Raw genomic sequence first — 23,189 nt, 5'->3', positions numbered from 1 at the left:
TATGAAAGATTACATTACAATAGATGGACGAAAAATAGGTCCTGGTTACTCTCCTTATGTTATCGCCGAAATGTCTGCCAACCATAATGGGGACATTGAAAATGCTTATAAGATTTTGGAAATGGCGAAAGAATGTGGCGCCGATGCCATTAAGATACAGACATATACGCAAGATACGTTGACAATCGACTGCGATAAAGAAGATTTTAAAATCAAAGGCGGCTTGTGGGACAATAGAACCCTGTATGATTTATACACAGAAGCTCATATGCCATGGGAATGGCATAAGCCATTGTTTGAAAAAGCCAAAGAGCTGGGGATCACTATTTTTAGCTCACCGTTCGATTTTTCAGCGGTAGATTTGTTGGAAGAACTTGGTGCGCCAGCATATAAGATAGCATCATTCGAAGCTATCGATATTCCTTTGATCGAATATGTAGCCAAAACTGGTAAACCTATGATCATTTCGACCGGTATGGCGAATGAAGAAGAAATCCAGGAAGCCGTTGACGCCGCCAGGAACGCAGGCTGCGAAGATTTAATAGTGTTGCACTGTGTAAGTGGCTATCCTGCCCCGGCTGAGGACTACAATTTGGCAACGATTCCAAATATGGCTGAGCGCTTTGATGTTTTGACGGGCCTTTCAGACCACACCATAGATAATACCACTGCGGTTACTTCGGTGGCTCTCGGAGCATGTTTGATTGAAAAGCATGTCACACTTGATCGAAATGGTGGTGGGCCTGACGATAGCTTCTCACTGGAAAAGCCAGAGCTCGATCAGCTTTGTCGTGATAGCAAAGTTGCTTGGCAGGCTCTTGGAAAAGTTAATTATGAACGTAAAGAAAGTGAAAAAGGAAATATGGTATTCCGCCGCTCATTGTATGCTGTAAAAGATATCAAGGCGGGAGAAAAGTTTACCCATGAAAATGTGCGTAGTATTAGGCCTGGCTATGGCTTAAAGCCAAGAGAGCTTAAGAAAATCCTCGGAAAAAAAGCTTCTGAAAATATTCAAAGAGGGCAACCATTAAATTGGGAGCTGATTAAATGATGGGTTTTTTTAAAGAAATCTTTGTTTTAATTAGTCGATCTTTAAGAAAGCTCTTTAAAAGAACCAACGGCTCAACTCTTGAGCAAAACGTAGAAAAAGATGGTTTTCTTGTTGTTGACAACTATGTGTCAGTAGATGACTGTAATTTAATTAGGGAGTTGATTGATGAAGCTGTTAATAATGAGAAGAGTAATGTATGGAGAAGTAACGATGGCTCTGATGTTCGAGTGCATGGAATTAATGATATTTATCCAGTAATAGATGAAAAGATTAAAACACAAGAATTATTGGCTGTAGGAGAAAAAATACTAAATAAAAAGTTAAAATCTTATTTTATCATGGCTGGCAAGCTCAGTTATGTGAAGGGTAATTTAGGCTCTGGTGGTGGCTGGCACCGAGATTCTGCTTTTAAAGATCAGTATAAGGTCATTATTTATTTATCAAATGTTGAGGTATGTAATGGGCCTTTTCAGTATATAAAAGGAAGCCACAGATTTATACAAAAGCTAGGTTTGCTAGTTAAGTCTAAACTGCCTTTATCAAGAACGCGCTTTTCTGAACCTGAGTTGGAATCGTCTCTAGACAAAACAGCGACATTATGTGCAAATAAAGGATCTGCAATCTTTGTGAATACAAAAGGTATTCATAGAGGAAAACCGATTAGTGAAGGCTTCAGATATGCCTTAACTCTTTATTGCTGGGAAGGCGTTATCCCAAATCACTTGGGTGAGCTGCTACAAAATGAAAAGTAAGATTGTTACGCTTTTTACATATGGGTTAACATTAAAAAGCGCGCTAGCATTTTCATTTGGAGTACTGCTATCTAGAGTTTTTTTTAGCGAAGCTCTTGCTGATATTCTTTTTTTTCAAGTAGCTTCTACTTTTATATCATTTTTAATGCAGTTGGGTCTTCGAATGGGGATTCGCAATCATTATCATAGTGGGAGCTTTCGTTCTGCTGAGTTATTGAAATATTCTTTAGCTAGCAGATTGTTAATCTGGGTTTTGTGCTTGTCAGTTATTGTCAATTTGAATTTCAATGGTTGGCCAATTTTATTTTCTCTTTTAATAGCACAGTTATCTTTGCTTCAAGGGCTTTCGATTGCTCAGGGAAAGTTGAAGTTAGCTAATATTTATTCGATTTTGTTTTTTTATAGTGTTCTTACCGCAATTCTTTTTATTATCTTCTTTAGCACTAAATTAAATGTTTATTTATTCATAGAGTCGGCTTCGTTTATTGTACTGCTTTATATAAAGCTTAAAGACTCAAAAGCAAGTTCATTACGTGCAAAGCGGCTGTTTGTTTTGGTGATAAAAAAATACTTCCCGTTACAGATAACTTCTTTGATGATATATGGAGTATACTTTTTTGTAGGGTTATCAGTTGTAAGCTTAGCAAAAGAAAATATATTTTATGGCAAGCTTTATGCTGATGCCACCATCTTTTTTGGTGTTTTTACTCTATTAGCATCAAAAGTCATGCTTTTTAAAGAAAAAGATATATTTGCTAATCAGCTCGCAGAAAATTACGTAAAAATAATAATAGGGTTTGCATTAATGGCAATAGCAGTTTTTTCTATCTATGTATACCTTGGCTATCACTCTTTTGTATATGGGGTCGCTGTTTCGCTCATTTTGGTAGGGCGCACTCCTTTTGCTTTGCTAGCACAATTTTCTACAGGAAAAGGTTTTAAATATATCCTCTTGTTATCTGCTTTGAGTTTGCTTATATCAATATGTTGTTATCTGCTTATTCAGCTATCTGTTAATTTTGATAACCTAAGCTTGTTTAAAGCGCTTGGGCTTGGCTCGTTATTGATCATGTCAATTGCCTTTTTAGGCTTAAATTCTGTTTTGAAGAAGAAGTTGATACTTGGGTAAGATGTTGCATCAATTTAAATTGCCAATAATTTTAACAGCAGCCTTTTTGATAACAGATCAACTGCTGCCTATGCTGTTAAATTTGCTTTTTGTGGAAAATGAGATAACACCTTGGTTTAAGCAAGAGCCAACACTTCAATACTGGTATGTAATTATAACCTTTTTTTTCGCAAGCATAATGTTTTCCAGCTTTAGACTGGTAAGGTTACAGCCAGCTTCCTTTGTTTTTACTTTAAATAAGCTGTCTCTAAATACTTTGGTCATGATTTTTTTTCTCATGTCAGTATACTTTTTTTTAAATGGACTCTCAGGGTATAGATACGATTCGTCGCAAGGCGTTGGCGATTCTGGTTTTTTATTTTTATACGTCTCTCTAAAAACATATTTGCAAGCTTATCTTTTTTGGTATGCAGTGTATCAATTTAGAAATAAAGACTTAGCTTTTGGGAGCAAGCTGACCGCAAATTTAATTTTGCTGGGGAGTGCTCTTTCCATAACGGGTACAATGTCTTTGTTCTCCACGCTTTTATTTTTTGCTGTGATTAATATGAAATCAGTAAAAGCTATAATTACTGAAGGGGTAACCATGAAAAGTATTTATAGCACTTTTGCTAGCATTATCTTTGGTGTGCTTGCTTTAGGCCTAACGATTGTTATTGGAGAAAGTGTAAAAAGAGATTTAACTATTGTTGAAGGCTTAACTTATGCATCAGAGTTGACAGGCTGGTATGCACAATGGATTTTAGAAAGGCTCAGTGTCTGGTATTATACAGCAACACACCTATCTGTACTTAGCGCTGAAAATGCTTTAAGTACTTTAAACTCGTGGAATATCATTATTGAAGCAGTCGAGTATAGATTGGACAAACTTTTAGGTGGCAATGCCACTAAACCTTTTTATCAGCAGATAGCTCATTATAATTACTTTGTATTGAATCAAAACCCTACTTTAATGGACTCAGGTGCCTCTGCTGGAATCATAGGAGGAGGGTTATATTTATTTCCAATTTATATGGCTCCTTTCGTATCAGCACTTTATTTATCAATAATAATAAAAATGTTGAAAAAAATTATTACCTATAAAATATCTATAGCAGGGATTCTGATAATATGTTTGATGCTAAGAAGTTATTTTTTGGACCCAGCTGGAATATTGTTGATATTCAATCAGCAGGCTATCTTTTTTATTGCAATAATTTGGTTTTATTTGCATTTTAGATGTTTAGAGCGACATGAATAATATTGAGCTAAACTATGACATTATGAGTTGTGAGTGGCGGCAGTTGGAGAAGACTTCTCAACTAAGTAACTTTCCACTATCTTTAATAAAAGGCTTTTTAAGGTTGCTTTGGTTTATTTTGAAGTCAATTTTAAGCTTTAGGATTTCTTTTTTTAAAAAAGGCAGAGTTGAGCTGCTCGTAGGCACCCCGAATAATTATCAAGCGGCTTTTGTGTTAGATAAAAAGGGATTGAATACTCGCGTTGTTGGTTTTCATAATTATACAGGGAGAACTACTGATACTAATGTCCCGTCAATTTTATTTTATATAGTCGGTTTATTTCTTTTTCATCGAGTTATAGTTTCTTACTATTCTGCTAATGGCTACCAAAGGAAATGTATATTGAACAGGCTAGATCAGTTTGTTGCTTCTAGCGGTGCTATTTTTGTTTGGAAAAACCTATTTAAGCTTACTTCACCTAAATTTGTATTCACTTTTAATGATCATAACTTTTGGATGCGTTCTGCAGTTGCTGCTTGCAATGAACTAGGAATTCCATCTGGATATGTCCCGCATGCTCCTGTAGGTAAAGGCTTTCCTCCATTGAGTACAACTTATTCGTTTCTTGATGGTGAAATGCAGGCTAGATTATATGAGGTTGAATCGTCTGAAATAATATACTCTGGGGCATTAAGGTATGAAGAGATTGTACTTCAGAATAAAGAAAGACGCTCAAAGTCATTGTACATATGCTTCAATATGTTAGACAGTAAAAAATTAATTTTGGAAGTCCTTGATGATGTGAAAAGCGGCTTTACTGGAGGGGTATATATTAAAGCGCACCCTAGAGATAAAGACCGATTTAACTTTTTTAAGAATGCTTGTGATGAATATGGTTTTACTTTTTTAGACGCTTCTTTTCCACTATATAAGTTGCTTGATAAAGGTGGTTATGTACTGGCTGGTGTCTCGGGTGTCCATATTGATGCTCTTATGTGTGGGCTAGTCCCCGTAACGCTCAAACAATGGTATAAAGGAGATTATTATTGTTTGATTGAAAATAATAGCTTATTAGTGTTGTCAGATATTTCAGATTTGGCTGCTCGGGAGCAGAACTTTGTGAAGGGTCTACAAGCGTCAGCAAACCTTTTTAATCAACATTTAGATAATATTCAAAGAAAACCGTCAGATGTTATATTAAGCATCGTTCAATCTAAAATTTGTTAGGGTACGAAGTTAAATGATAATTGAAACATCCATTATCACTCCAATGTACAACTCAGAAAAAGAGATAGTTGATACTATTAACTCGGTTTTGAGTCAGTCATATAAACACTGGGAGCTAATTCTTATTGATGACTGTTCTTCTGATAGGACTATTGAAGTGGTCAATAAATTTGCGACGTTAGACAAGCGAATAAAGTTACTTCGTTTGGAGAAGAATTCTGGAGCTGCCGTTGCGCGTAATATGGGTATAGAGCACTCGCAAGGCAGGTACATAGCTTTTTTAGATTCCGATGATAATTGGAGTACTAACAAATTGACGAAACAAGTTGATTTTATGAAGCGAAATAACTATAAGTTCACTTATACAGCTTATAATAAAGTCAATGAACAAGGCGTGCTATTAAATAAAGTTGGTGTTCCTAATAGGGTGGATTATTTCCAACTTTTAAAAACTAATGTTATAGGCTGCTTTACAGTGATATACGATACTGATTTTTTTGGTAAAGTATTTATGCCTGAAATTAGGAAAAGACAAGACTTTGGATTATGGCTTAGGCTATTAAAAAAAGTTGAGTTTGCTTATGGGCTGAATGAATGCCTTGGAGAATATAAAGTTAGAAGTAATTCAGTTTCTTCAAATAAGTTAAATACAGCAACATATAATTGGAAGTTATATAGAGAAATTGAAAACTTGAGCTTTATTAGAAGCTGCTACTATTTCACTCATTATGCATTGAAGGGTGTGATAAGGACTAAGTTCCCTGTGTTTGCTGCAAAAATTGGATGGATAAAAAGTCAGAATTATGAAAGCTAAGGTTCTTGTTACGGGCTCTTCTGGTTTTATAGGAAGTGCTTTATCAAATGAGTTTTTAACGAGAGGGTATGAGGTTATTGGGGCTTCTCGGACAAATACTATTGAAAGTAGTAAGTTTTCTTTTTATAAGATTCCAGGGTTATCAGAATATATAGATTGGAAGCCGTTGTTTGAAGAGGTTGATGTTATTATTCATACAGCAGCCAGAGCTCACATTCTAAATGATAGAGCTACTGATCCTCTTAGCGAATTTAATAAAGTAAATGTGGACGCTACTATTGAGCTTGCTAAGCAGGCTATAAGTGCAAAAGTTAAGCGTTTTGTTTTTATTAGCTCAGTGGGTGTAAGTGGAAGTCGTACAAAAGGACGCCCTTTAGACGAAAACATAGCTTATGAGCCTGTTGAGGCATATGCGATATCTAAATTATTAGCTGAGAAAAAGCTTACTGATGTAGTTCGTGGTACTAACACTGAGCTAGTAATCATTAGACCTACACTAGTTTATTCACATGAAGCACCGGGCAACTTCAAAAATCTTTTAAAGCTTGTTTCGACTAAACTTCCATTACCTTTCGGCTCCACGCAAAATAAAAGAAGCTTTGTCTTTCTAGATAATTTGGTAGATTTTATCATTTTAGCTGCTAAACATCCGAAAGCGGCTGGAAATAGTTATTTAATTTCTGACGGACATGATATTTCTACTAACGCGCTAATAAGCAATTTGCGTTTAGGGATGGGAGTAAGGAAAGGACTGTTTCCTTTTGCTGCTATTTTAATGAAAGGGGTCTTGAGTGTTCTGGGACGCAGGAAGATGTATTCGCAATTATTTGAAGACCTACAAGTAGATATATCTAAAGCTAGAGTTGAGTTGGCCTGGACTCCAATATTGGGTGTAGAAGATGCGCTTAAATTAACTGGTAAGCGTTATATCGCAGATAAGAAAAGATGAGACATATGAAAGTTACAAATTTAGTAGTAGTTGCACATCCAGATGACGAGATATTAGGTTTTGGGGCCACAGGTGCGAAGTTAGTTGAGCAGGGTGAAAGCGTATTACCAGTTATTTTATGTGGTAATGTAGATTTGCGGCAACATAGACCTAATGATGAGCAACTCTATAATGATATTATTAAAGCGAATAAAGAGGTTGGGTTTAAAGAGCCAGTTCTTGGAGGTTTTCCCAATATAAGAATGAACACTACTCCTCATATTGAGCTGGTTCAGTTTATAGAAGAGCAGATTTTAAAATACAACCCTACAAGAGTTTTTACTCACCACCCAAGCGATATCAATGATGATCATAAACAAGTGGCGCATGCTACTATGGCTGCTGCTAGGCTGTTTCAAAGAAGAAGCGATGTTAATGCGCTTGATTCGATGTATTTTATGGAAATTTTGTCGTCTACAGACTGGTCATTTCCATATGATAGCAATGGGTTTACTCCTAATACATTTTCAGAAGTAGAGCATTACCTTGAGAGGAAGATAAAAGCTCTTTCACATTATAGAAATGTTATGAGAAAGTTTCCTCACCCTAGAAGTGAAGAAGTTTTGAAAGGGTTAGCCGCTTACCGTGGGGGACAATCTGGGCAGTTATATTCTGAGGCTTTTCAGTTAGTATTTAAACGAGATATATAAATGAGTTTTTACAAAGGTTCTGCAAAAAGGTGTCTTGATATATCTATGTCTTTATTGTCGTTAATCTTACTTTTACCACTAATTTTATTGATGAGCTTGTTAATTTTATTATTTGATTTTGGTCCAATAATATTCAAGCAAGTTAGAGTCGGGCAGTATGGGAAACCCTTCGTTTTTTATAAGTTTAGAAGCATGCCTGTAAACACAGGAGATATCCCTTCTGATCAAATAAAAGAAATTAAGATAACCTGGATCGGAAAACTAATAAGGAGAACTAATATTGATGAAATTCCGCAGTTATTCAATATTCTTAAGGGGGACATGAGCATTGTGGGACCTCGCCCCTCAATAAAGAATCAAGTTAAGTTGATCGAGCTAAGAGAGCAAAGCGGTGCTCTTGAGTGTAAACCTGGTTTAACAGGTCTAGCGCAAATAAAGTCTTATGATGGGATGCCTACTGAAGACAAAGCGGCTTTTGACTCTGAATACGCAGCTAAAATTACTTTTATGAATGACTTGAAAATTGTTTTACGAACATTTTTGTATTTGTTGAAGCCGCCACCAGTTTATTAAGGAGATATCTTGAGCAAATTTGGTTTTGTAACCTGTGTTGAATTAGGCTTGTCGTGTATGAAGGCAATATATTCTGCTGGGGGAGAGTTATCATTAGCAATAACTTTAAAAGATGAGCAGGCTGTAGAAAAGTCTGGTCGAGTTTACATTGATGAGTTTTGCGAAGACCGCAGTATAAAGTTGATAAAGTCTTCACACGTTAATAATGAAGAAGTAATAAATAGTATAAAACAAGCTGGTATCGATTGGTTGTTTATCATCGGTTGGTCTCAAATCGCTTCTAAAGAGCTTTTAGACACTCCTAAGAAAGGTGTTTTAGGTATTCATCCTACATTATTGCCTATTGGTAGGGGACGGGCGGCTATTCCTTGGGCGATACTCAAGGGACTTGAAAGCTCTGGGGTCACAATGTTTAAATTAGATGAGGGAGTCGATACTGGGCCAATTTTATCTCAAATAAAAATTCCTTTAGATGAGCGAGAAAGTGCAACTGACTTATACAAAAAAGTAAATAGAGCACACATAAGTCTTATGGAAAAAGCTGTTCCGCAGCTTTTATCTGGTGAATATAAGCTGTCTATTCAGGACGAATCTAAAGCAACAGAATGGCCAGGCAGAAAACCTGAGGATGGTCTAATAGATTTAAATGGCTCTGTGATGAATGCCGAAAAGCTTATAAGAGCCGTGACACACCCTTATCCTGGTGCTTTTTTTATAAAAGGTAGAAAAAAAGTAATAGTTTGGAGTGCAGAAATGACGGATGAGGAGCCACAAAATTGTATTAAATTTTTTGACGGAACTTTAAAAATGACTGACTTTGAAGTTATTAAGTTTGAGCAATGAGTGATGTGGGCGCATATGAAAAAAAATATGGATAATTTTATACGAGCTTTATTCTCATTAAGCAGAAATACAAAAAAAGCGATTATTTATCATTTTGACTTGTTAATGCTAACGATAGCATATTATTCTTCTATTGCATTGTCTAAGAATACATTTGTTAATGTGTTTGTTGATGTTTCATATTTGCATTACTTTTTAACAGTCGGGTTCACTCTTGTTATATTATTTTTGTTGAATTTTTATCAGGCTGTAACTCGCTTTGTTAGTTTAAATATTTTATTAATAGTATTTTTTGCATCAATTATTACACTCTTTTTTTATTATCCGCTTGGTGTCTACTTAGATGTACCTTATACGCAAGTTTCTTCTGCAGTTATATTTGCGATCATGCTGTCAGTTTTATTAGGTGGGAGTAGGCTTGTTGTTAGCTCTTATTTTCAAGCCAGGTTTAACACTCAAAAAACCAGAGTTCTTATATATGGAGCGGGCTCGGCTGGAAGGCAGCTGGCACTGTCGCTGTTGAACGGGCAAGAATATTATCCAGTTGGATTTGTGGATGATGATAAGGCTCTGGCTAATGTTGCAATTCAAGGTATAAATGTTTGGCCTTCGGAAAATTTAACCCAAGCTATTAAAGAGTTGCAAGTTGAGAAAATATTATTGGCATTGCCAAGTGTCAGTCGAAGCAAGAGAAAATTAATAGTGTCTAAAACTGAGAAAACAGGGCTTCCAGTACAGACAATACCTGGTATTAGCGATCTTGTTAGTGGCAAAATGAAAATTGATGAGTTTCAAGACGTTGATATTGCTGATTTGTTAGGTAGAGACTCGGTGCCGCCAGTAAAATCCTTACTAGAAAAAAATATAAAAAATCAATCTGTGATGGTTACAGGGGCTGGAGGTTCAATAGGTTCAGAGCTTTGCCGACAAATTATTTTGCTAAACCCTAAAAGTTTAATTTTATATGAGCTTTCAGAGTATGCTCTATACGCCATAGAGAAAGAGTTAGGAGAGATAATTAAGGCCAATAATTTGCAAGTTAAAGTTCTACCCTTTCTTGGTTCGGTGGTTGACGAGAAAAAAGTTAGTCACGTGATTGACACTTTTAAAGTTGACTCTTTGTACCACGCTGCAGCATACAAACATGTACCTATGGTCGAGTACAATATTTCAGAAGGTATAAGAAACAATATTTTTGGAACCTTGACTACGGCACAAGCGGCTATAAACGCAAAAGTATCTAACTTTGTATTAATTTCAACAGATAAGGCTGTTCGACCAACTAACGTAATGGGTGCTACTAAAAGGTTTGCTGAGCTGGTATTGCAAGGTTTATCTACTAAAAATATCTCAACCCGTTTTAGCATGGTGCGTTTTGGTAATGTCCTTGGTTCGTCGGGCTCTGTAGTTCCTTTATTTAAAAGGCAAATAAAGGCTGGAGGGCCTGTAACGGTAACTCATCCTGACATTACTAGATTTTTTATGACAATACCTGAAGCGGCTCAATTGGTACTGCAAGCTGGAGCAATGTCCAAGGGAGGTGATGTTTTTGTGTTAGATATGGGTGAACCAGTTAAAATAGTTGAGTTGGCAACAAAGCTTATTTCTCTAATGGGTTTAACTGTAAAAGACGCCATTAACCCTGATGGAGATATTGAAATTAGTTATACAGGGTTAAGGCCTGGTGAAAAACTGTATGAAGAGTTGTTGATTGGTGAAAATGTTGAAGGATCGAAACATCCTCGCATAATGATGGCAAAAGAAAAGTATTTACAATGGAATGATATGGAAATGTTAATAAATACTTTGGATAAAGCAATAGATAGTTATGATCATGAGCAATTAAGAAATATTTTAATTAATGCGCCTACTGACTTTACACCTAGCGATCCTATTTCAGACCTGTTATGGGTAAACAAATCTAAAAACAAAGCAAGTATATTAAATTTTAAAAGGCAGGATAAAAGATGAAAATTACAGTCGCGGGAATCGGTTATGTAGGTTTGTCGAATGCCTTACTGTTGGCCTCTGACTATGAAGTTGTTGCACTAGACGTTGATGAAGCAAGAGTAAATAGTATAAACAAAAGGCAATCTCCAATAGAGGATAATGACATACAGGAATACCTCAGCAGAGAGGATAGGAGTGTTTTTGCAACTACCGATAAAATAGAAGCTTACTCAGGTGCTAATTGGGTGATTATTGCAACCCCGACAAATTATGATCCTCGTACTGAACATTTTGATACAAGTTCAGTAGAGGCCGTTATCAATGATGTTATGGAAATTAATCCAAAAGTGGTAATAGTTATTAAGTCAACAGTACCAATTGGTTATACAAAACAAATTAAAGAAAAGCTAGGTTTCAATAATATAATATTTTCGCCAGAGTTTTTAAGAGAAGGCAAGGCTCTTTACGATAACTTATATCCTTCACGAATAATTGTAGGCGAGAAAAGTGAAAGAGCAGAGCAGTTTGCTCAGATGTTAAGCCAAGGCGCTGAAAAGCAAAACATTGAAGTTTTGCTAGTTGATTCAACTGAGGCTGAGGCGATTAAACTTTTTACTAATACATACCTTGCAATGCGTGTTTCGTACTTTAATGAGCTTGATAGCTATGCAGAAATTAATGGCCTAAATACAAAGCAGATAATTGATGGTATGGGCTTAGACCCAAGGATTGGGGAGTATTATAATAATCCTTCATTTGGTTATGGCGGATATTGCTTGCCAAAAGATACGAAACAATTACTGGCAAATTACAGCGATGTACCAAATTCGTTGATAAGAGGTATAGTTGAATCTAATTCCATTCGTAAGCAGCATATTGTTGATAGAGTTATGCTGAAATGTCCGAAGGTTGTGGGTATCTTTCGACTGATTATGAAAACTGGCTCAGATAATTTTAGAGCGTCTGCTATACAGGATATCATGACCTCTCTTCAAAGTCAGGGTATTGAGGTGGTTATCTATGAACCAACGCTTAATTCTTATTCTTTTGAAAGCTATAGACTCATTAATGACTTATCACTATTTAAAGAAAAATCTGATATTATTCTGGCCAATAGAATGAGTGAAGAATTAAAAAACATAGAAGAAAAAGTATATACACGTGATATTTACACAAAAGACTAAAGGTTAAGTTATGAAAGCAATTATTCCAGTTGCTGGCTTTGGCACTAGAATGCTTCCTGCGTCTAAAGCTATTCCTAAAGAAATGATTACACTTTTGGACCGCCCATTGATTCAATATGTTATCGAAGAAGCATACTTAGCTGGAATTAAGGAAGTTATTTTAGTAACGCATACGACAAAATCTGCCATTGAAAACCATTTTGATACAAACTTCGAGCTAGAATGGCAGTTAGAACAGAAAAATAAGTGCGATATTCTTGCGAGTGTTCGTTCAGTCTGCCCGCCAGACTTAACGATATCTTCAGTTCGACAGTCAAAAGGTTTGGGTTTAGGGCACGCTATTTTATGCGCAAAGGAGGCTGCTAGCACTGACAACATTGCTGTATTATTACCTGATGTCTTAATAAATAATGTGTTATCAAACCATTCGACAGATAATCTGGCTACTATGATAAATCGTTTTGATAATACTGGTTTCGCTCAGGTGATGGTCGAATCTGTTGCTCAACAAGATGTTGTAAAATATGGCATAGCAGATTTTAAAGGTCAAGTTGAGCAGGGAAATAGCGGCCGAGTTAATGGGTTTGTTGAAAAGCCTGATGTTGAAAATGCACCATCTACATTAGCAGTTGTTGGGCGTTATGTATTGCCGAAAGCTATTTGGAGCTACTTAGAAAAACTGGAACCTGGAGCAGGTGGTGAGAAGCAATTGACTGATGCTATAGATGCCTTGGTAAAAGATGAAGTTGTTGAAGCATTTTATATGACAGGTAAAAGTCATGATTGTGGCAATATTGAGGGCTATGTTAGTACATTCGTTGAATATGCTTTAAAAGATGAGAGATATGCAGGTTGTGTTAAGAGGGCTCTTCAGAGCTTTGGCTGATTAAATTCGGTATATTATTAAGATCTTGGTTACAAAGTACTGGAAAAGCTTTGAATACCATGTTGTTTGATGCTTGGAATTGGCAAAAAGATAATCCTAATGGTTATAACTCTTGAGTGAGTTAGGTGGGTTTATTATTGGATATTAACTCGAATATAGTAAAAGAATTAAACTCTTTTGCTCATAATGGCACCAACCTTAAGCTAAATGGGCTATTTAAAATAGATAGTGAAAGAAGTATATGGTTAGGGAAAAAATGGCAGAATTTTTATATTGATTTCTCTAAGCAACTAATAGATAAAGAAATATTTAAGTCTTTACTTGAGCTTGCTGAGCAATCTCTTCTTTATGAAAAAATATCTTCATTAGTTTCTGGAAATTCCATCAACACTTCTGAAAATAGATCTGCATTACACTCTGCTTTAAGGCTTCCTAAGGATGAGACTTTAAAGGTTAATGGTCTGGATATTGTTAAAGATGTTCATAAAACACTAGATCAAGTTGAACTGATTGTTGATAAAGTGCATAAGGGGCAGTGGCGAGGTTATTCAGGCAAGCCGATTACCGATATTATTAACATTGGTGTTGGAGGTTCAGATTTAGGCCCTTTTATGGTGGCTAATGCTTTAAAAGATTTTAGAGTACCATCGAGATTAGAGCTTGATTTTCACTTTGTCTCTAGCATGGATGGGACTCAAATCTTTAAACTACTTGAGCAGCTCGATCCTGCCACTTGTTTGTTTATCATATCTTCTAAATCCTTTACGACGGTAGATACTTTTTATAATGCTAATACTGCAATGGAGTGGATGTTAGAGGCCTGCCCAATTAAGAAACTTGTTTTAAAGCAGCACTTTATCGGCATTTCGGCGAATCCTGAAAAAATGTCAGACTGGGGGATCTTTAAAGAGAATCGGTTACTTTTTTGGGACTGGGTTGGTGGTCGCTTTTCTTTATGGTCTGCAATAGGATTACCAATAGCTTTATCAATTGGCATGAAGAACTTTAGGCAGCTATTAGCTGGTGCGCATGAAGTGGATAAGCACTTTGCAACTACATCGTTTGATAGCAACCTCCCTGTTTTACTAGGTTTGATCGGTGTTTGGAATGCGACTTTTTTGAATATCAACGCACATACAGTCCTTCCCTATGATGGGCGGCTACAATTTCTACCTAATTACCTGACTCAGCTTGAGATGGAGAGTAACGGTAAGGCTGTGACCAAGAGCGGTCATAAAGTGGAGTTTAAAACTTGCCCGATTTTATGGGGGGATATAGGTCCTAACGCTCAACATGCTTTTTACCAGCTTCTTCATCAAGGAACACAAAAAGTTTCTTGTGATTTTATTGCCCCGATTAAGCGTTATCACGATAAAAAAAATAAAAGCAAAACCGATGAATTTTTAGTCAAGCAACATGATCTAGCCTTAGCAAATTGTTTGGCTCAGTCAAGAGTCCTGGCTTTCGGCAATAAAGCGGTTTCTAATAGTGGCGAGCTTCCTGCTCATAAGTTTTATAATGGCAATCAACCATCAACAACGATTCTTATGGATGAGCTAAACCCTCATACGCTTGGTGCGCTTATCGCAATGTATGAACATAAAGTCTTTGTTATGGCCTCAATTTGGGGGATTAACCCATTTGACCAATGGGGAGTGGAGCTTGGAAAGGTCATATCTGAAGAGATATTAGAATCGCTGTACGTAAAAGAGGATGGTCAAAAATACGATGAATCAACAGAATCTTTACTAAAAGCCGTAAAGGGAAAGGTTTAAGGCAGTGAGAATATCGATATATGGAAGTACTCTAGAGGCCTATGTCACTGCGGTTTGTTTGGCTCTAACCGAGAACTCGGTAACGTTATTTTCTAATTCTTTTCCCGCCGAAGATGATGAGCTTCCCTTTATCAAAAGTGAACCAAGTTTAACTAATAAACTGTCTGAAGCTATTAAAGAAAACACTCTAAAAGTACGTGAAACCTCTGCTTTTATTAATGCCAATATACATTGGCTATTCTATAAAGGTAAAAATTTTGATGAGTTACTCTATGTTATTAAGGAGCTATTAAGCGATCAAGAGGCAGTTTCAGTGGTTATCAGTACAACACTTGGAGTTGGAACCTATAATCGTCTATATAATCACTTTGAAAATGAAGTGAAAAACGGGTTTCTAAAGCTTGCCACCTTACCTTCATTTATTCGTGAAGGTCGTGCACTTGATGACTTTGCTAACCCAGAACTATTATTAATAGGTACGGAAGATAACCAATTGATCTCAACGCTATCCTACTTATTATCGCCAGTTATCCAGAAAGCTCAGAAGGTTATGTTTATTTCTGGAGCGGAAGCTGAGTTAATAAAAACTTCTATTTGTAGCATGCTAGCAACTCGCTTGAGTTTAATAAATGAACTGGCGCTGTTGTCTGAAGAGCTACATATTGATATGGATAAAGTTATTGAAGGGGTGAGCTCGGATAGCCGTATTGGGAAAAGTTATCTTGATCTTGGGTGTGGGTTTGGTGGTCTTACGCTACCGCAGGAAGTCAACAATCTGCTCGAACAATTTTCAAATAAAAGCACAGCTTCAATTATGTTGAAAGCGGTTGTCGAGGCCAATCAGACACAAAAAGAGTTACTTTTTAGGAAGCTCTGGCATTACTATCAAGGCAATCTATCAGCTCTAAAGGTCGCAATTTGGGGCGCGAGTTTTAAGCCAAATTCTAGCTCTATAGCTAACTCGCCTATCCACGAACTAGTTGAAGCTTTAACAGCGCAGGACTGCAACATATCTATTTACGATCCCGCCGCTATGCCTGCTCTTGAGTTTAAGTATACATCTTATGCTAATGTTCAGTTGTGTGATGATAAATATGCTGCAGTTCAAGAATCGGATGCTCTATTTATTGTTACTGCTTGGGATGAGTTTTTAGCGCCGGACTTTAATCAACTCAAAACCTTAATGAAAATCCCGGTGATATTCGATGGCCGAAATATTTATGAACCGAGAGAAATGGAAACGTTAGGCTTTGAGTATTTTGCGGTTGGGCGTGGAAAAACAATAAATCTGTAGAAAATAATTATGAAATCATGTTTTAAAGCTTACGATATTCGTGGCAAGTTGGAAGAAGAATTGAATGATGAAATCGCCTATAAAATAGGTAGAGCATTTGCTAAAAAGTTAAAGCCACACTCTGTTGTGGTAGGCGGTGATATACGCCTCACCTCAGAAGAGCTTAAGCTTGCTGTCGCTAATGGTTTACGGGATGAGGGGGTCAATGTCATCGATATTGGTATGTCGGGAACCGAAGAAATATATTTCGCCACCCAACATTTAAAAGTGGATGGTGGTATAGAGGTTACAGCTAGTCATAACCCGGTAGATTATAATGGCATGAAACTGGTCAAAGAAAATGCTCGCCCAATTAGTGCCGACACAGGTTTAAAAGATATCGAAGCTTTGGTTTATAGCGGCTTTATAAATCCCGAAGTGTCTGGTAACAAAGGTCAGTTAACGAAAGTCGATATTGTAGAAGAGTTTTCCCAGTATCTCTTAGACTTTATTAATCTTGAAGCTATAAAGCCCATGACGTTGGTAGTGAATAGTGGCAACGGTGCTGCAGGCCATATCGTTGATGCTCTAGAAGTCTTATTCAAAGAAAAAGCAATTCCCATAGACTTTATTAAAATTCACCATGAGCCTGATGGTCACTTTCCCAATGGGATTCCTAACCCAATATTACCAGAGAATAGAGCTGCCACTTCCGATGCTGTTATTGAATATAAAGCGGATTTAGGTATCGCTTGGGACGGTGATTTTGATCGCTGTTTTTTATTTGATGAAAAAGGACAATTTATTGAGGGCTATTATATTGTCGGCCTTCTGGCTGAAGCTTTTTTGCAAAAGCACCCTGGTGCTAAAATAGTTCATGATCCACGGTTAACTTGGAATACCATTGATATAGTACAAGCTAATGGTGGTATTCCGGTGCTGTCTAAATGTGGTCATGCATTTATTAAAGAAATTATGCGTGCAGAGGATGCTATTTATGGTGGCGAAATGTCTGCGCATCACTATTTTAAAGACTTTGCTTATTGCGATAGTGGCATGATCCCCTGGTTATTAATCGTGGAGTTACTGTCAAAAAAAGACGCTAAGCTATCGCAGCTGGTAGCAGAGCGAATTAACAAATACCCTTCATCAGGAGAAATTAATCGGCGTTTAGTAGATCCTGACAAAGCGATTGAACAAGTGCTTAATAAGTATAAACCCCAAGCGTTAAAAATAGATACCCTTGATGGGATCAGTATGGAGTTTGAGTGCTGGCGCTTTAATTTAAGAAAATCCAATACTGAGCCTGTGGTCAGGCTAAATGTTGAGTCTAGGGGTGATGAGGCCGTGATGAGGAGTAAAACTCAAGAGATCGTTGCCTTGCTCGAAGCTTAGCTTGAAAATTTTACTCGTAATAAAAATGCCGCTTATGCGGCATTTTTTGTATCTGGTAGTCGCGAGTGGATTCGAACCACCGACCCCCACCATGTCAAGGTGGTGCTCTAACCAACTGAGCTACGCGACTATTTTGAGCCCGAGAATTCTACCACAAACCAATAGGGGCGCAAGTGGTTTTGACTGATAAAATCATGGCGTCAGTCACTGGTTTTTTCCTTAAACTCACATAAGTCTCCAATAATACAGCTGCTGCACCTAGGCTTGCGGGCGATACAGGTGTAGCGCCCATGTAGAATCAGCCAGTGGTGGGCGTCGAGCAGAAATTCTTTAGGTACAAATTTCAAAAGAGCATCTTCCACTTGGCGTACATTCTTGCCGGGGGCGATTTTGGTGCGATTAGAGACGCGGAAAATATGAGTATCCACTGCCATAGCGACTTGTCGAAAAGCAGTATTTAAAACCACATTAGCAGTTTTGCGGCCAACGCCGGCGAGTGCTTCTAAATCTTTACGATTGTCGGGCACAATGGAGTTGTGCTTTTCGATCAAATCCTTACAGCAAGAAATCACGTTTTTGGCTTTGGAGTTAAATAGGCCAATGGTTTTGATGTATTCTTTTAAACCGCCTTCTCCCAACGCATAAATCGTTTCGGGGGTGTTAGCCACTGGAAAGAGTTTACGAGTGGCTTTATTGACACCCACATCGGTTGCTTGTGCCGATAAAATAACCGCAATTAACAGCTCAAAAGTAGAGTTGTATTCCAGCTCAGTTTGTGGATTTGGGTTTTCTGCGCGAAGCCGTTCAAAAATCTCTTGGCGCTTATTTTTATTCATGGACTAAGTTACCTTTAGTGGCTTCTTGAATATCAAGCTTGGTAGTTTTTTGCTCTTTGGATTTTTCTAATGATTTCTTATCGACAATATTTTTGATGGCGATCAGCAGTCCTAAAAATACGAAAGCGCCCGGTGGTAAGATCGCAAATAAAAACTTAGAGTCGGTTAGGTAAAAAGATAGGGTCCAGTCTTTTGCCCAAGAGCCAAACAGTTGCTCAGCGCCATAAAATAAGGTTCCTTGACCAACCAATTCGCGCAAGGCACCGAGTGTGCAGAGTATTGCAGTAAAACCAATGCCTTGCATAATACCGTCGAGCAGCGAAGGAAAGAATTTATTTTTAGAGGCAAAGGCTTCGGCACGACCAATGATGGCGCAATTGGTCACGATCAAGGGAATAAAAATACCGAGCGCTAAAAATAAATCGTAGGTAAAGGCATTCATGATAAGGCCAACATTGGTTACGAAGCTGGCAATCATCATGACAAAAATGGGAATACGAATTTCATTCGGAATATAGTTGCGAACTAAAGAGACAGAAGCATTGGAGCCCGCTAGAACCAAAGTCGTGGCGACGCCCAAACCTAGACCATTAATAAAGGTATTACTCACCGCCAGCAAAGGGCAAAGCCCTAACAGTTGTACCAACGCTGGATTATTGTCCCAGAGGCCATTTTTGATGATGGTTTTTGCTTGCATATCCATAGCTAATTAGTTCACTGACAATTTTGCGGATTATTAAAAAGTTCGTCTTTATGACGCTCAAAAAAGGCTAGCGTTTTTGCCACTTGCGCAATGACCGCTCTTGGAGTAATGGTTGCTCCGGTAAAGGCATCAAACTCACCGCCATCTTTTTTTACGGCCCAATTATCAAGACTTGGATTTTTCAGTGACTTGCCAGCAAAACTTAAAATCCAATCACTTTTTCGCAGCTCAATTTTATCGCCAAGTCCTGGCGTTTCTTGGTGTTCGGTTACTCGAACTCCAGCTATGGTTGCATCTTGATCGATGGCGACGACCATTGCAATATTTCCGCTATAGCCATTGGGCGCGATCGTCTCTAATACTATTGCCACTGGCTGATCATGCATACGCATTCGATAAGCCTTTAAGGCTTTACTGCTAGCAAGCATTTCGCCGTCCGTAATTAAGGTACAATCATGATACACATCATTGTTGTAACGCTCTTTCTCCACTAACTCATCTAAGGTTCGAGCTAAAGCGGCCTTCATTTCGCCAGCGATGGTATCGCGAGTAATAAAGTAGGTCAGGCTGATTAGTCCGACAGACACTACCGCAAAGCCGGCTAAGATTAAGCCATTTTTGCTGATCATTTTACTCAGCATGCTTGGCCTCACTTTTGTTGGCACTATTAATTTTGTTATGACCGTAAACTTTAGGGCGAGTGTAGTAGTCAATCATCGGCACAGCCATATTCATAATAAGCACTGCAAAAGCGATTGCATCAGGATAGCCGCCAAAGGTACGAATAATAATGGTGATTGCGCCAATTCCAAAGCCAAAGATCCAGCGACCTTTGGGAGTAGTGGATGCGGTTACTGGATCGGTCGCAATAAAAAATGCTCCTAGCATGGTGGCGCCAGCGAAGGTATGAAATAATGGCGAAAGGTAATGGTCGGTGTCGATCCCGTAAAATAGGAAAGAGGTTAGAAAAATCCCTAGCAAGGCCCCAGCAGGGAGCTGCCAGCCAATCACTTTTCGGATCATCAGGACTAGGCCACCAACTAAAAATGCTAGGTTCACCCAAAACCAGCCAACCCCTGAAAATCCTGCCAGCATAGGGTTTTGATTAATCTCAGCAATTCTAAAGCCTTGGGATAATTCGGTTTTTACGTGATCGAGCGGTGTTGCCATAGTGAAACCATCAACCCCCAGACGCGCGTAATTGAGATCTTGACCGCTAAGATTAGCGCCAGTAAAAATATAGGCAAAGGTATCCGCAACGCCAACGGGATTTTGCGCTAACTCAACAGGTGGTAACCAAGCGGTCATCTGCACTGGAAAAGAGATTAGCAGCAAAACGTAAGCCACCATAGCGGGGTTAAAAAGATTATTGCCCAAACCGCCATAAACGTGTTTGGCAAATATTATGGCAAAAGCAGTACCCACAACCGTCATCCACCAAGGCAATAAGGGCGGCAGCGCTAGGCCAATTAGCCAAGCGGTCAGTAAAGCGCTGCCATCAAATAAAATCGGTAGTACAGGGCGATTACGTAACTTTAAGATTAGAGCTTCACAAGCCAAGGCAGTGATAGAGGCGATAATTACATTAACAATAACGCCAATCCCAAAAAAGTATACCAACACTAACAACCCGGGTAGGGTCGCGCCGATAACCCAAAGCATCAACTCGATTACCGAATTAGGTTTTTTATCAAAGGGTGAAGATAAAATATTCAAGAGGATTCATCCTTTGAGTGATTATCAGTTGCTTGGTTGGTGGTATTGTCATCTGTTTCTTGACTAGCTTGAGCTTTTTTCTTGTTCACTCTAGCCAGCGCTGCGGCTACCGCAGCTTTTTTAGCATCAGTTTGTCCCGCTGCTTCAGCGGCTTTACGTCTGGCTTCAGCTGCTTTTTTATGTTTTTCGGCTTTTTCTCGTTTGACCCTTTCGATTCGCTCCAGTCGCGCTTCATGTCGCTCACGAGCTTTGTCCGATTTAGCTTTTTCAATTTTTTGATCACGAATATTGGATTTTGCGTAGCGATAATATTGCACCAAAGGTATATTACTTGGGCAAACGTAGGCGCAAGCTCCGCATTCGATACAGTCGAATAAATTATAGTCTTCGGTTTTTTCAAACTCATCAGCTTTGGCGTGCCAATAAAGCTGTTGTGGCAGCAAAGAAGCAGGGCAGGCATCCATACAAGCGCCACAACGAATACAAGGTAACTCGGCTGCTTGGGTCAAGGTTTGGGCCGATTTAAAAATGATACAGTTGCTGGCTTTGACTATCCCTGCTTGTTTATCAAGAATTTCAAAACCCATCATAGGTCCGCCCATAATGGCTGTGCATTCCGATTCGACTTGGCTAGCTTTTCGTAAATGCTCAATCGGAGTGCCGATAGGGATACGGTAATTGCCTTTATTCAAGCAGACTTCTCCAGTTAGCGTGACCAGACGATCGATTAAAGGTTTGCCTAAGTAGAAAGCTTCGTAAATAGCGAAGCAGGTAGCGACATTATGCATCACAATGCCTAAGTCAGCAGGTAGCCCGCCTTGAGGAACTTGCTTGCCAGTAACCAATTGGATCAACTGTTTTTCACCGCCGCTAGGGTATTTTGTGGGCACTACCGCTAGCTTGATATTTTGGAATTTCAGTTTATCCCGAGCCTGAATAAGCGCATCAATCGCTTTGGGTTTATTGTCTTCAATTCCGATGATAATACCGAGCTCACTACCCGGCTCGCTATTATTAGAATAAAGGCTTGCCACAATTTTCGCGCCGAGTAGCACCTGTTCGCTGTGTTCCTGTAGCAATCGGTCATCACAAGTGATGTAAGGTTCGCATTCAGCCGCATTTAAAATTAAGCTATCAATACCTTGTTGCCGCTGCAATTTGATATGGCTGGGAAAGGATGCGCCGCCAAGGCCTACTATGCCACTTTCAAATATTCGGCTCAGGATCTCTTGCCGTGAAAGGCTGCTGGGATCACCAGCGGGAGTAAGCTCGCACCATTTATCTGCGCCGTCTGTTTCTAATACCACGCACAAGTCAGTTAGCCCCGAAGGATGGGCTATTGGTCTTTGCTCGATGGCTTTAATCAAACCAGAACTTGGCGCATGATAAAAACTGCTAAATACACCATCCGACTCGGCGATTACTTGACCTTTAAGTACCTTGTCACCGATTGCAACTACCGGAAGGGTACGATTCCCAGCTTGCCCCTTTAAGTTAATCACCAGCTCATCGGCTAAGGGTAGCTTGGCGATGGCTTGCGAATTGGATTGGGTTTTGTGTTCCGTCGGGTGGACCCCTCCAGGGATCTGGTAAACCGGAATTTCAGAGCTATAGTTGCTTCTTTCTATAAGATCTTTTTCCATTAGTTTAACTCCTTAACAGGAATTAAATTTTCGTGGCGTAGCTGAGGCTGTTGCCACTTCCAGTTGGCAACGGTTTTCGGAACTTCTAGCATATCAATGCAATCGACCGGACAAGGTTCAACACATAAATCGCAGCCAGTACATTCATCAACAATAACCGTATGCATCAATTTTGGCGCACCTAGAATGGCATCGACTGGGCAAGCTTGAATGCATTTAGTACAACCAATACATTCATCCTCTCGAATATAAGCTACTCTTGGCGGCTTTTCTTCGCCTCTTTCTTCATCCAGCGGGATCACTTCGCGACCCAGCAAGTCAGCCAAGGCTTTCACCCCAGCTTCGCCACCAGGTGGGCATTTATTGATCTCATCGCCATTGGCAATCGCTTCGGCGTAGGGTTTGCAACCAGGGTAGCCACATTGGCCGCACTGGGTTTGTGGCAAGACTTCATTGATCTGCTCGACAATCGGATCGCCTTCGACCTTAAATTTTACTGCAGCAAAGCCCAAAATAGCGCCAAAAACAAGAGCCAAAACTGCGATGATAATAACGGCGCTAATCAAGTCCATAGTCAACAG

22 protein-coding genes and 1 tRNA gene are annotated in these 23,189 nt (G+C 38.7%); 16 read left to right on the top strand and 7 right to left on the bottom strand.

Annotated features, from left to right (window positions below):
* Nucleotide 1 precedes the first annotated feature (1 nt).
* The 16 genes from pseI to NFS34_RS11140 all read left to right on the top strand — a co-directional run bounded on the left by pseI (nucleotide 2) and on the right by NFS34_RS11140 (nucleotide 17,710).
* Nucleotides 2-1,051: a pseudaminic acid synthase gene (gene pseI / locus NFS34_RS11215; protein WP_251360150.1), complete on the top strand. Its 1,050-nt coding sequence runs from the start codon at nucleotides 2-4 to the stop codon at nucleotides 1,049-1,051.
* Nucleotides 1,048-1,803, top strand: a complete 756-nt coding sequence (locus NFS34_RS11210; protein ID WP_251360149.1) for a phytanoyl-CoA dioxygenase family protein — start codon at nucleotides 1,048-1,050, stop codon at nucleotides 1,801-1,803. Before pseI ends, NFS34_RS11210 begins: the two co-directional genes overlap by 4 nt.
* On the top strand, nucleotides 1,793-2,932 hold the full coding sequence (locus NFS34_RS11205; protein WP_251360147.1) for a hypothetical protein: 1,140 nt from the start codon (nucleotides 1,793-1,795) through the stop codon (nucleotides 2,930-2,932). The genes NFS34_RS11210 and NFS34_RS11205 overlap by 11 nt, the downstream gene beginning before the upstream one ends.
* Before the next feature lies 1 nt (nucleotide 2,933).
* Entirely contained in the window at nucleotides 2,934-4,172 is a 1,239-nt protein-coding gene (locus NFS34_RS11200; RefSeq protein WP_251360146.1) for a hypothetical protein, read from the top strand.
* Nucleotides 4,165-5,379, top strand: a complete 1,215-nt coding sequence (locus NFS34_RS11195) for a hypothetical protein (protein WP_251360144.1) — start codon at nucleotides 4,165-4,167, stop codon at nucleotides 5,377-5,379. The genes NFS34_RS11200 and NFS34_RS11195 overlap by 8 nt, the downstream gene beginning before the upstream one ends.
* 13 nt (nucleotides 5,380-5,392) lie before the next feature.
* Nucleotides 5,393-6,193, top strand: coding sequence for a glycosyltransferase family 2 protein (locus NFS34_RS11190; RefSeq protein WP_251360143.1), 801 nt, complete (start codon nucleotides 5,393-5,395; stop codon nucleotides 6,191-6,193).
* Nucleotides 6,183-7,142 carry an NAD-dependent epimerase/dehydratase family protein gene (locus NFS34_RS11185; RefSeq protein WP_251360141.1) on the top strand — a complete coding sequence of 320 codons (960 nt, stop codon included), beginning with the start codon at nucleotides 6,183-6,185 and terminating at the stop codon, nucleotides 7,140-7,142. The genes NFS34_RS11190 and NFS34_RS11185 overlap by 11 nt, the downstream gene beginning before the upstream one ends.
* A gap of 5 nt (nucleotides 7,143-7,147) precedes the next feature.
* A complete protein-coding gene (locus NFS34_RS11180) occupies nucleotides 7,148-7,831 on the top strand; it encodes a PIG-L deacetylase family protein (RefSeq protein WP_251360139.1) in 684 nt (227 codons plus the stop codon).
* Nucleotides 7,832-8,404: a sugar transferase gene (locus NFS34_RS11175; protein ID WP_251360138.1), complete on the top strand. Its 573-nt coding sequence runs from the start codon at nucleotides 7,832-7,834 to the stop codon at nucleotides 8,402-8,404. It begins immediately after the preceding gene.
* 9 nt (nucleotides 8,405-8,413) lie between these two features.
* Nucleotides 8,414-9,247, top strand: coding sequence for a formyltransferase family protein (locus NFS34_RS11170; RefSeq protein WP_251360137.1), 834 nt, complete (start codon nucleotides 8,414-8,416; stop codon nucleotides 9,245-9,247).
* 15 nt (nucleotides 9,248-9,262) lie between these two features.
* Nucleotides 9,263-11,218, top strand: coding sequence for a nucleoside-diphosphate sugar epimerase/dehydratase (locus tag NFS34_RS11165; protein ID WP_251360136.1), 1,956 nt, complete (start codon nucleotides 9,263-9,265; stop codon nucleotides 11,216-11,218).
* A complete protein-coding gene (locus NFS34_RS11160) occupies nucleotides 11,215-12,381 on the top strand; it encodes a nucleotide sugar dehydrogenase (RefSeq protein ID WP_251360134.1) in 1,167 nt (388 codons plus the stop codon). The genes NFS34_RS11165 and NFS34_RS11160 overlap by 4 nt, the downstream gene beginning before the upstream one ends.
* A gap of 10 nt (nucleotides 12,382-12,391) precedes the next feature.
* Nucleotides 12,392-13,267 (top strand): UTP--glucose-1-phosphate uridylyltransferase, encoded by an 876-nt coding sequence (locus tag NFS34_RS11155; RefSeq protein ID WP_251360133.1) that lies wholly within the window; start codon nucleotides 12,392-12,394, stop codon nucleotides 13,265-13,267.
* A 125-nt stretch (nucleotides 13,268-13,392) separates the two neighbouring features.
* Nucleotides 13,393-15,042, top strand: a complete 1,650-nt coding sequence (gene pgi, locus NFS34_RS11150) for a glucose-6-phosphate isomerase (protein ID WP_251360131.1) — start codon at nucleotides 13,393-13,395, stop codon at nucleotides 15,040-15,042.
* Between the two features lie 4 nt (nucleotides 15,043-15,046).
* Nucleotides 15,047-16,336, top strand: coding sequence for a nucleotide sugar dehydrogenase (locus NFS34_RS11145; RefSeq protein WP_251360129.1), 1,290 nt, complete (start codon nucleotides 15,047-15,049; stop codon nucleotides 16,334-16,336).
* Nucleotides 16,337-16,345: 9 nt separating this feature from the next.
* On the top strand, nucleotides 16,346-17,710 hold the full coding sequence (locus tag NFS34_RS11140; RefSeq protein ID WP_285834465.1) for a phosphomannomutase CpsG: 1,365 nt from the start codon (nucleotides 16,346-16,348) through the stop codon (nucleotides 17,708-17,710).
* Nucleotides 17,711-17,763: 53 nt separating this feature from the next.
* Here the strand turns inward: NFS34_RS11140 and NFS34_RS11135 are convergent.
* The 7 genes from NFS34_RS11135 to rsxB all read right to left on the bottom strand — a co-directional run bounded on the left by NFS34_RS11135 (nucleotide 17,764) and on the right by rsxB (nucleotide 23,180).
* Nucleotides 17,764-17,840 (bottom strand) — tRNA-Val (locus NFS34_RS11135).
* A 70-nt stretch (nucleotides 17,841-17,910) separates the two neighbouring features.
* Entirely contained in the window at nucleotides 17,911-18,546 is a 636-nt protein-coding gene (nth, locus tag NFS34_RS11130) for an endonuclease III (RefSeq protein WP_251360128.1), read from the bottom strand.
* Nucleotides 18,539-19,243 (bottom strand): electron transport complex subunit E, encoded by a 705-nt coding sequence (locus NFS34_RS11125; RefSeq protein WP_376707986.1) that lies wholly within the window; start codon nucleotides 19,241-19,243, stop codon nucleotides 18,539-18,541. Before NFS34_RS11125 ends, nth begins: the two co-directional genes overlap by 8 nt.
* 17 nt (nucleotides 19,244-19,260) lie before the next feature.
* On the bottom strand, nucleotides 19,261-19,890 hold the full coding sequence (gene rsxG / locus NFS34_RS11120; RefSeq protein WP_251360125.1) for an electron transport complex subunit RsxG: 630 nt from the start codon (nucleotides 19,888-19,890) through the stop codon (nucleotides 19,261-19,263).
* Nucleotides 19,880-20,965 carry an electron transport complex subunit RsxD gene (gene rsxD / locus NFS34_RS11115; RefSeq protein WP_251360124.1) on the bottom strand — a complete coding sequence of 362 codons (1,086 nt, stop codon included), beginning with the start codon at nucleotides 20,963-20,965 and terminating at the stop codon, nucleotides 19,880-19,882. The genes rsxG and rsxD overlap by 11 nt, the downstream gene beginning before the upstream one ends.
* Nucleotides 20,962-22,608 carry an electron transport complex subunit RsxC gene (rsxC, locus tag NFS34_RS11110; RefSeq protein WP_251360123.1) on the bottom strand — a complete coding sequence of 549 codons (1,647 nt, stop codon included), beginning with the start codon at nucleotides 22,606-22,608 and terminating at the stop codon, nucleotides 20,962-20,964. The genes rsxD and rsxC overlap by 4 nt, the downstream gene beginning before the upstream one ends.
* Entirely contained in the window at nucleotides 22,608-23,180 is a 573-nt protein-coding gene (gene rsxB / locus NFS34_RS11105) for an electron transport complex subunit RsxB (protein ID WP_251360121.1), read from the bottom strand. Before rsxB ends, rsxC begins: the two co-directional genes overlap by 1 nt.
* Nucleotides 23,181-23,189 lie beyond the last annotated feature (9 nt).

The organism is Kangiella sp. TOML190 (assembly GCF_023706045.1).
Taxonomy (GTDB): domain Bacteria; phylum Pseudomonadota; class Gammaproteobacteria; order Enterobacterales; family Kangiellaceae; genus Kangiella.
This window is presented reverse-complemented; position numbering and strand designations above follow the sequence as displayed.

Bases quoted from the DNA above. Each gene is read 5' to 3' on its own strand.
- pseI (WP_251360150.1), top strand. From the start codon at position 2: ATGAAAGATTACATTACAATAGATGGACGAAAAATAGGTCCTGGTTAC.
- NFS34_RS11210 (WP_251360149.1), top strand. From the start codon at position 1,048: ATGATGGGTTTTTTTAAAGAAATCTTTGTTTTAATTAGTCGATCTTTA.
- NFS34_RS11205 (WP_251360147.1), top strand. From the start codon at position 1,793: ATGAAAAGTAAGATTGTTACGCTTTTTACATATGGGTTAACATTAAAA.
- NFS34_RS11200 (WP_251360146.1), top strand. From the start codon at position 2,934: ATGTTGCATCAATTTAAATTGCCAATAATTTTAACAGCAGCCTTTTTG.
- NFS34_RS11195 (WP_251360144.1), top strand. From the start codon at position 4,165: ATGAATAATATTGAGCTAAACTATGACATTATGAGTTGTGAGTGGCGG.
- NFS34_RS11190 (WP_251360143.1), top strand. From the start codon at position 5,393: ATGATAATTGAAACATCCATTATCACTCCAATGTACAACTCAGAAAAA.
- NFS34_RS11185 (WP_251360141.1), top strand. From the start codon at position 6,183: ATGAAAGCTAAGGTTCTTGTTACGGGCTCTTCTGGTTTTATAGGAAGT.
- NFS34_RS11180 (WP_251360139.1), top strand. From the start codon at position 7,148: ATGAAAGTTACAAATTTAGTAGTAGTTGCACATCCAGATGACGAGATA.
- NFS34_RS11175 (WP_251360138.1), top strand. From the start codon at position 7,832: ATGAGTTTTTACAAAGGTTCTGCAAAAAGGTGTCTTGATATATCTATG.
- NFS34_RS11165 (WP_251360136.1), top strand. From the start codon at position 9,263: ATGAAAAAAAATATGGATAATTTTATACGAGCTTTATTCTCATTAAGC.
- NFS34_RS11160 (WP_251360134.1), top strand. From the start codon at position 11,215: ATGAAAATTACAGTCGCGGGAATCGGTTATGTAGGTTTGTCGAATGCC.
- NFS34_RS11155 (WP_251360133.1), top strand. From the start codon at position 12,392: ATGAAAGCAATTATTCCAGTTGCTGGCTTTGGCACTAGAATGCTTCCT.
- NFS34_RS11140 (WP_285834465.1), top strand. From the start codon at position 16,346: ATGAAATCATGTTTTAAAGCTTACGATATTCGTGGCAAGTTGGAAGAA.
- nth (WP_251360128.1), bottom strand. From the start codon at position 18,546: ATGAATAAAAATAAGCGCCAAGAGATTTTTGAACGGCTTCGCGCAGAA.
- NFS34_RS11125 (WP_376707986.1), bottom strand. From the start codon at position 19,243: ATGCAAGCAAAAACCATCATCAAAAATGGCCTCTGGGACAATAATCCA.
- rsxG (WP_251360125.1), bottom strand. From the start codon at position 19,890: ATGCTGAGTAAAATGATCAGCAAAAATGGCTTAATCTTAGCCGGCTTT.
- rsxC (WP_251360123.1), bottom strand. From the start codon at position 22,608: ATGGAAAAAGATCTTATAGAAAGAAGCAACTATAGCTCTGAAATTCCG.
- rsxB (WP_251360121.1), bottom strand. From the start codon at position 23,180: ATGGACTTGATTAGCGCCGTTATTATCATCGCAGTTTTGGCTCTTGTT.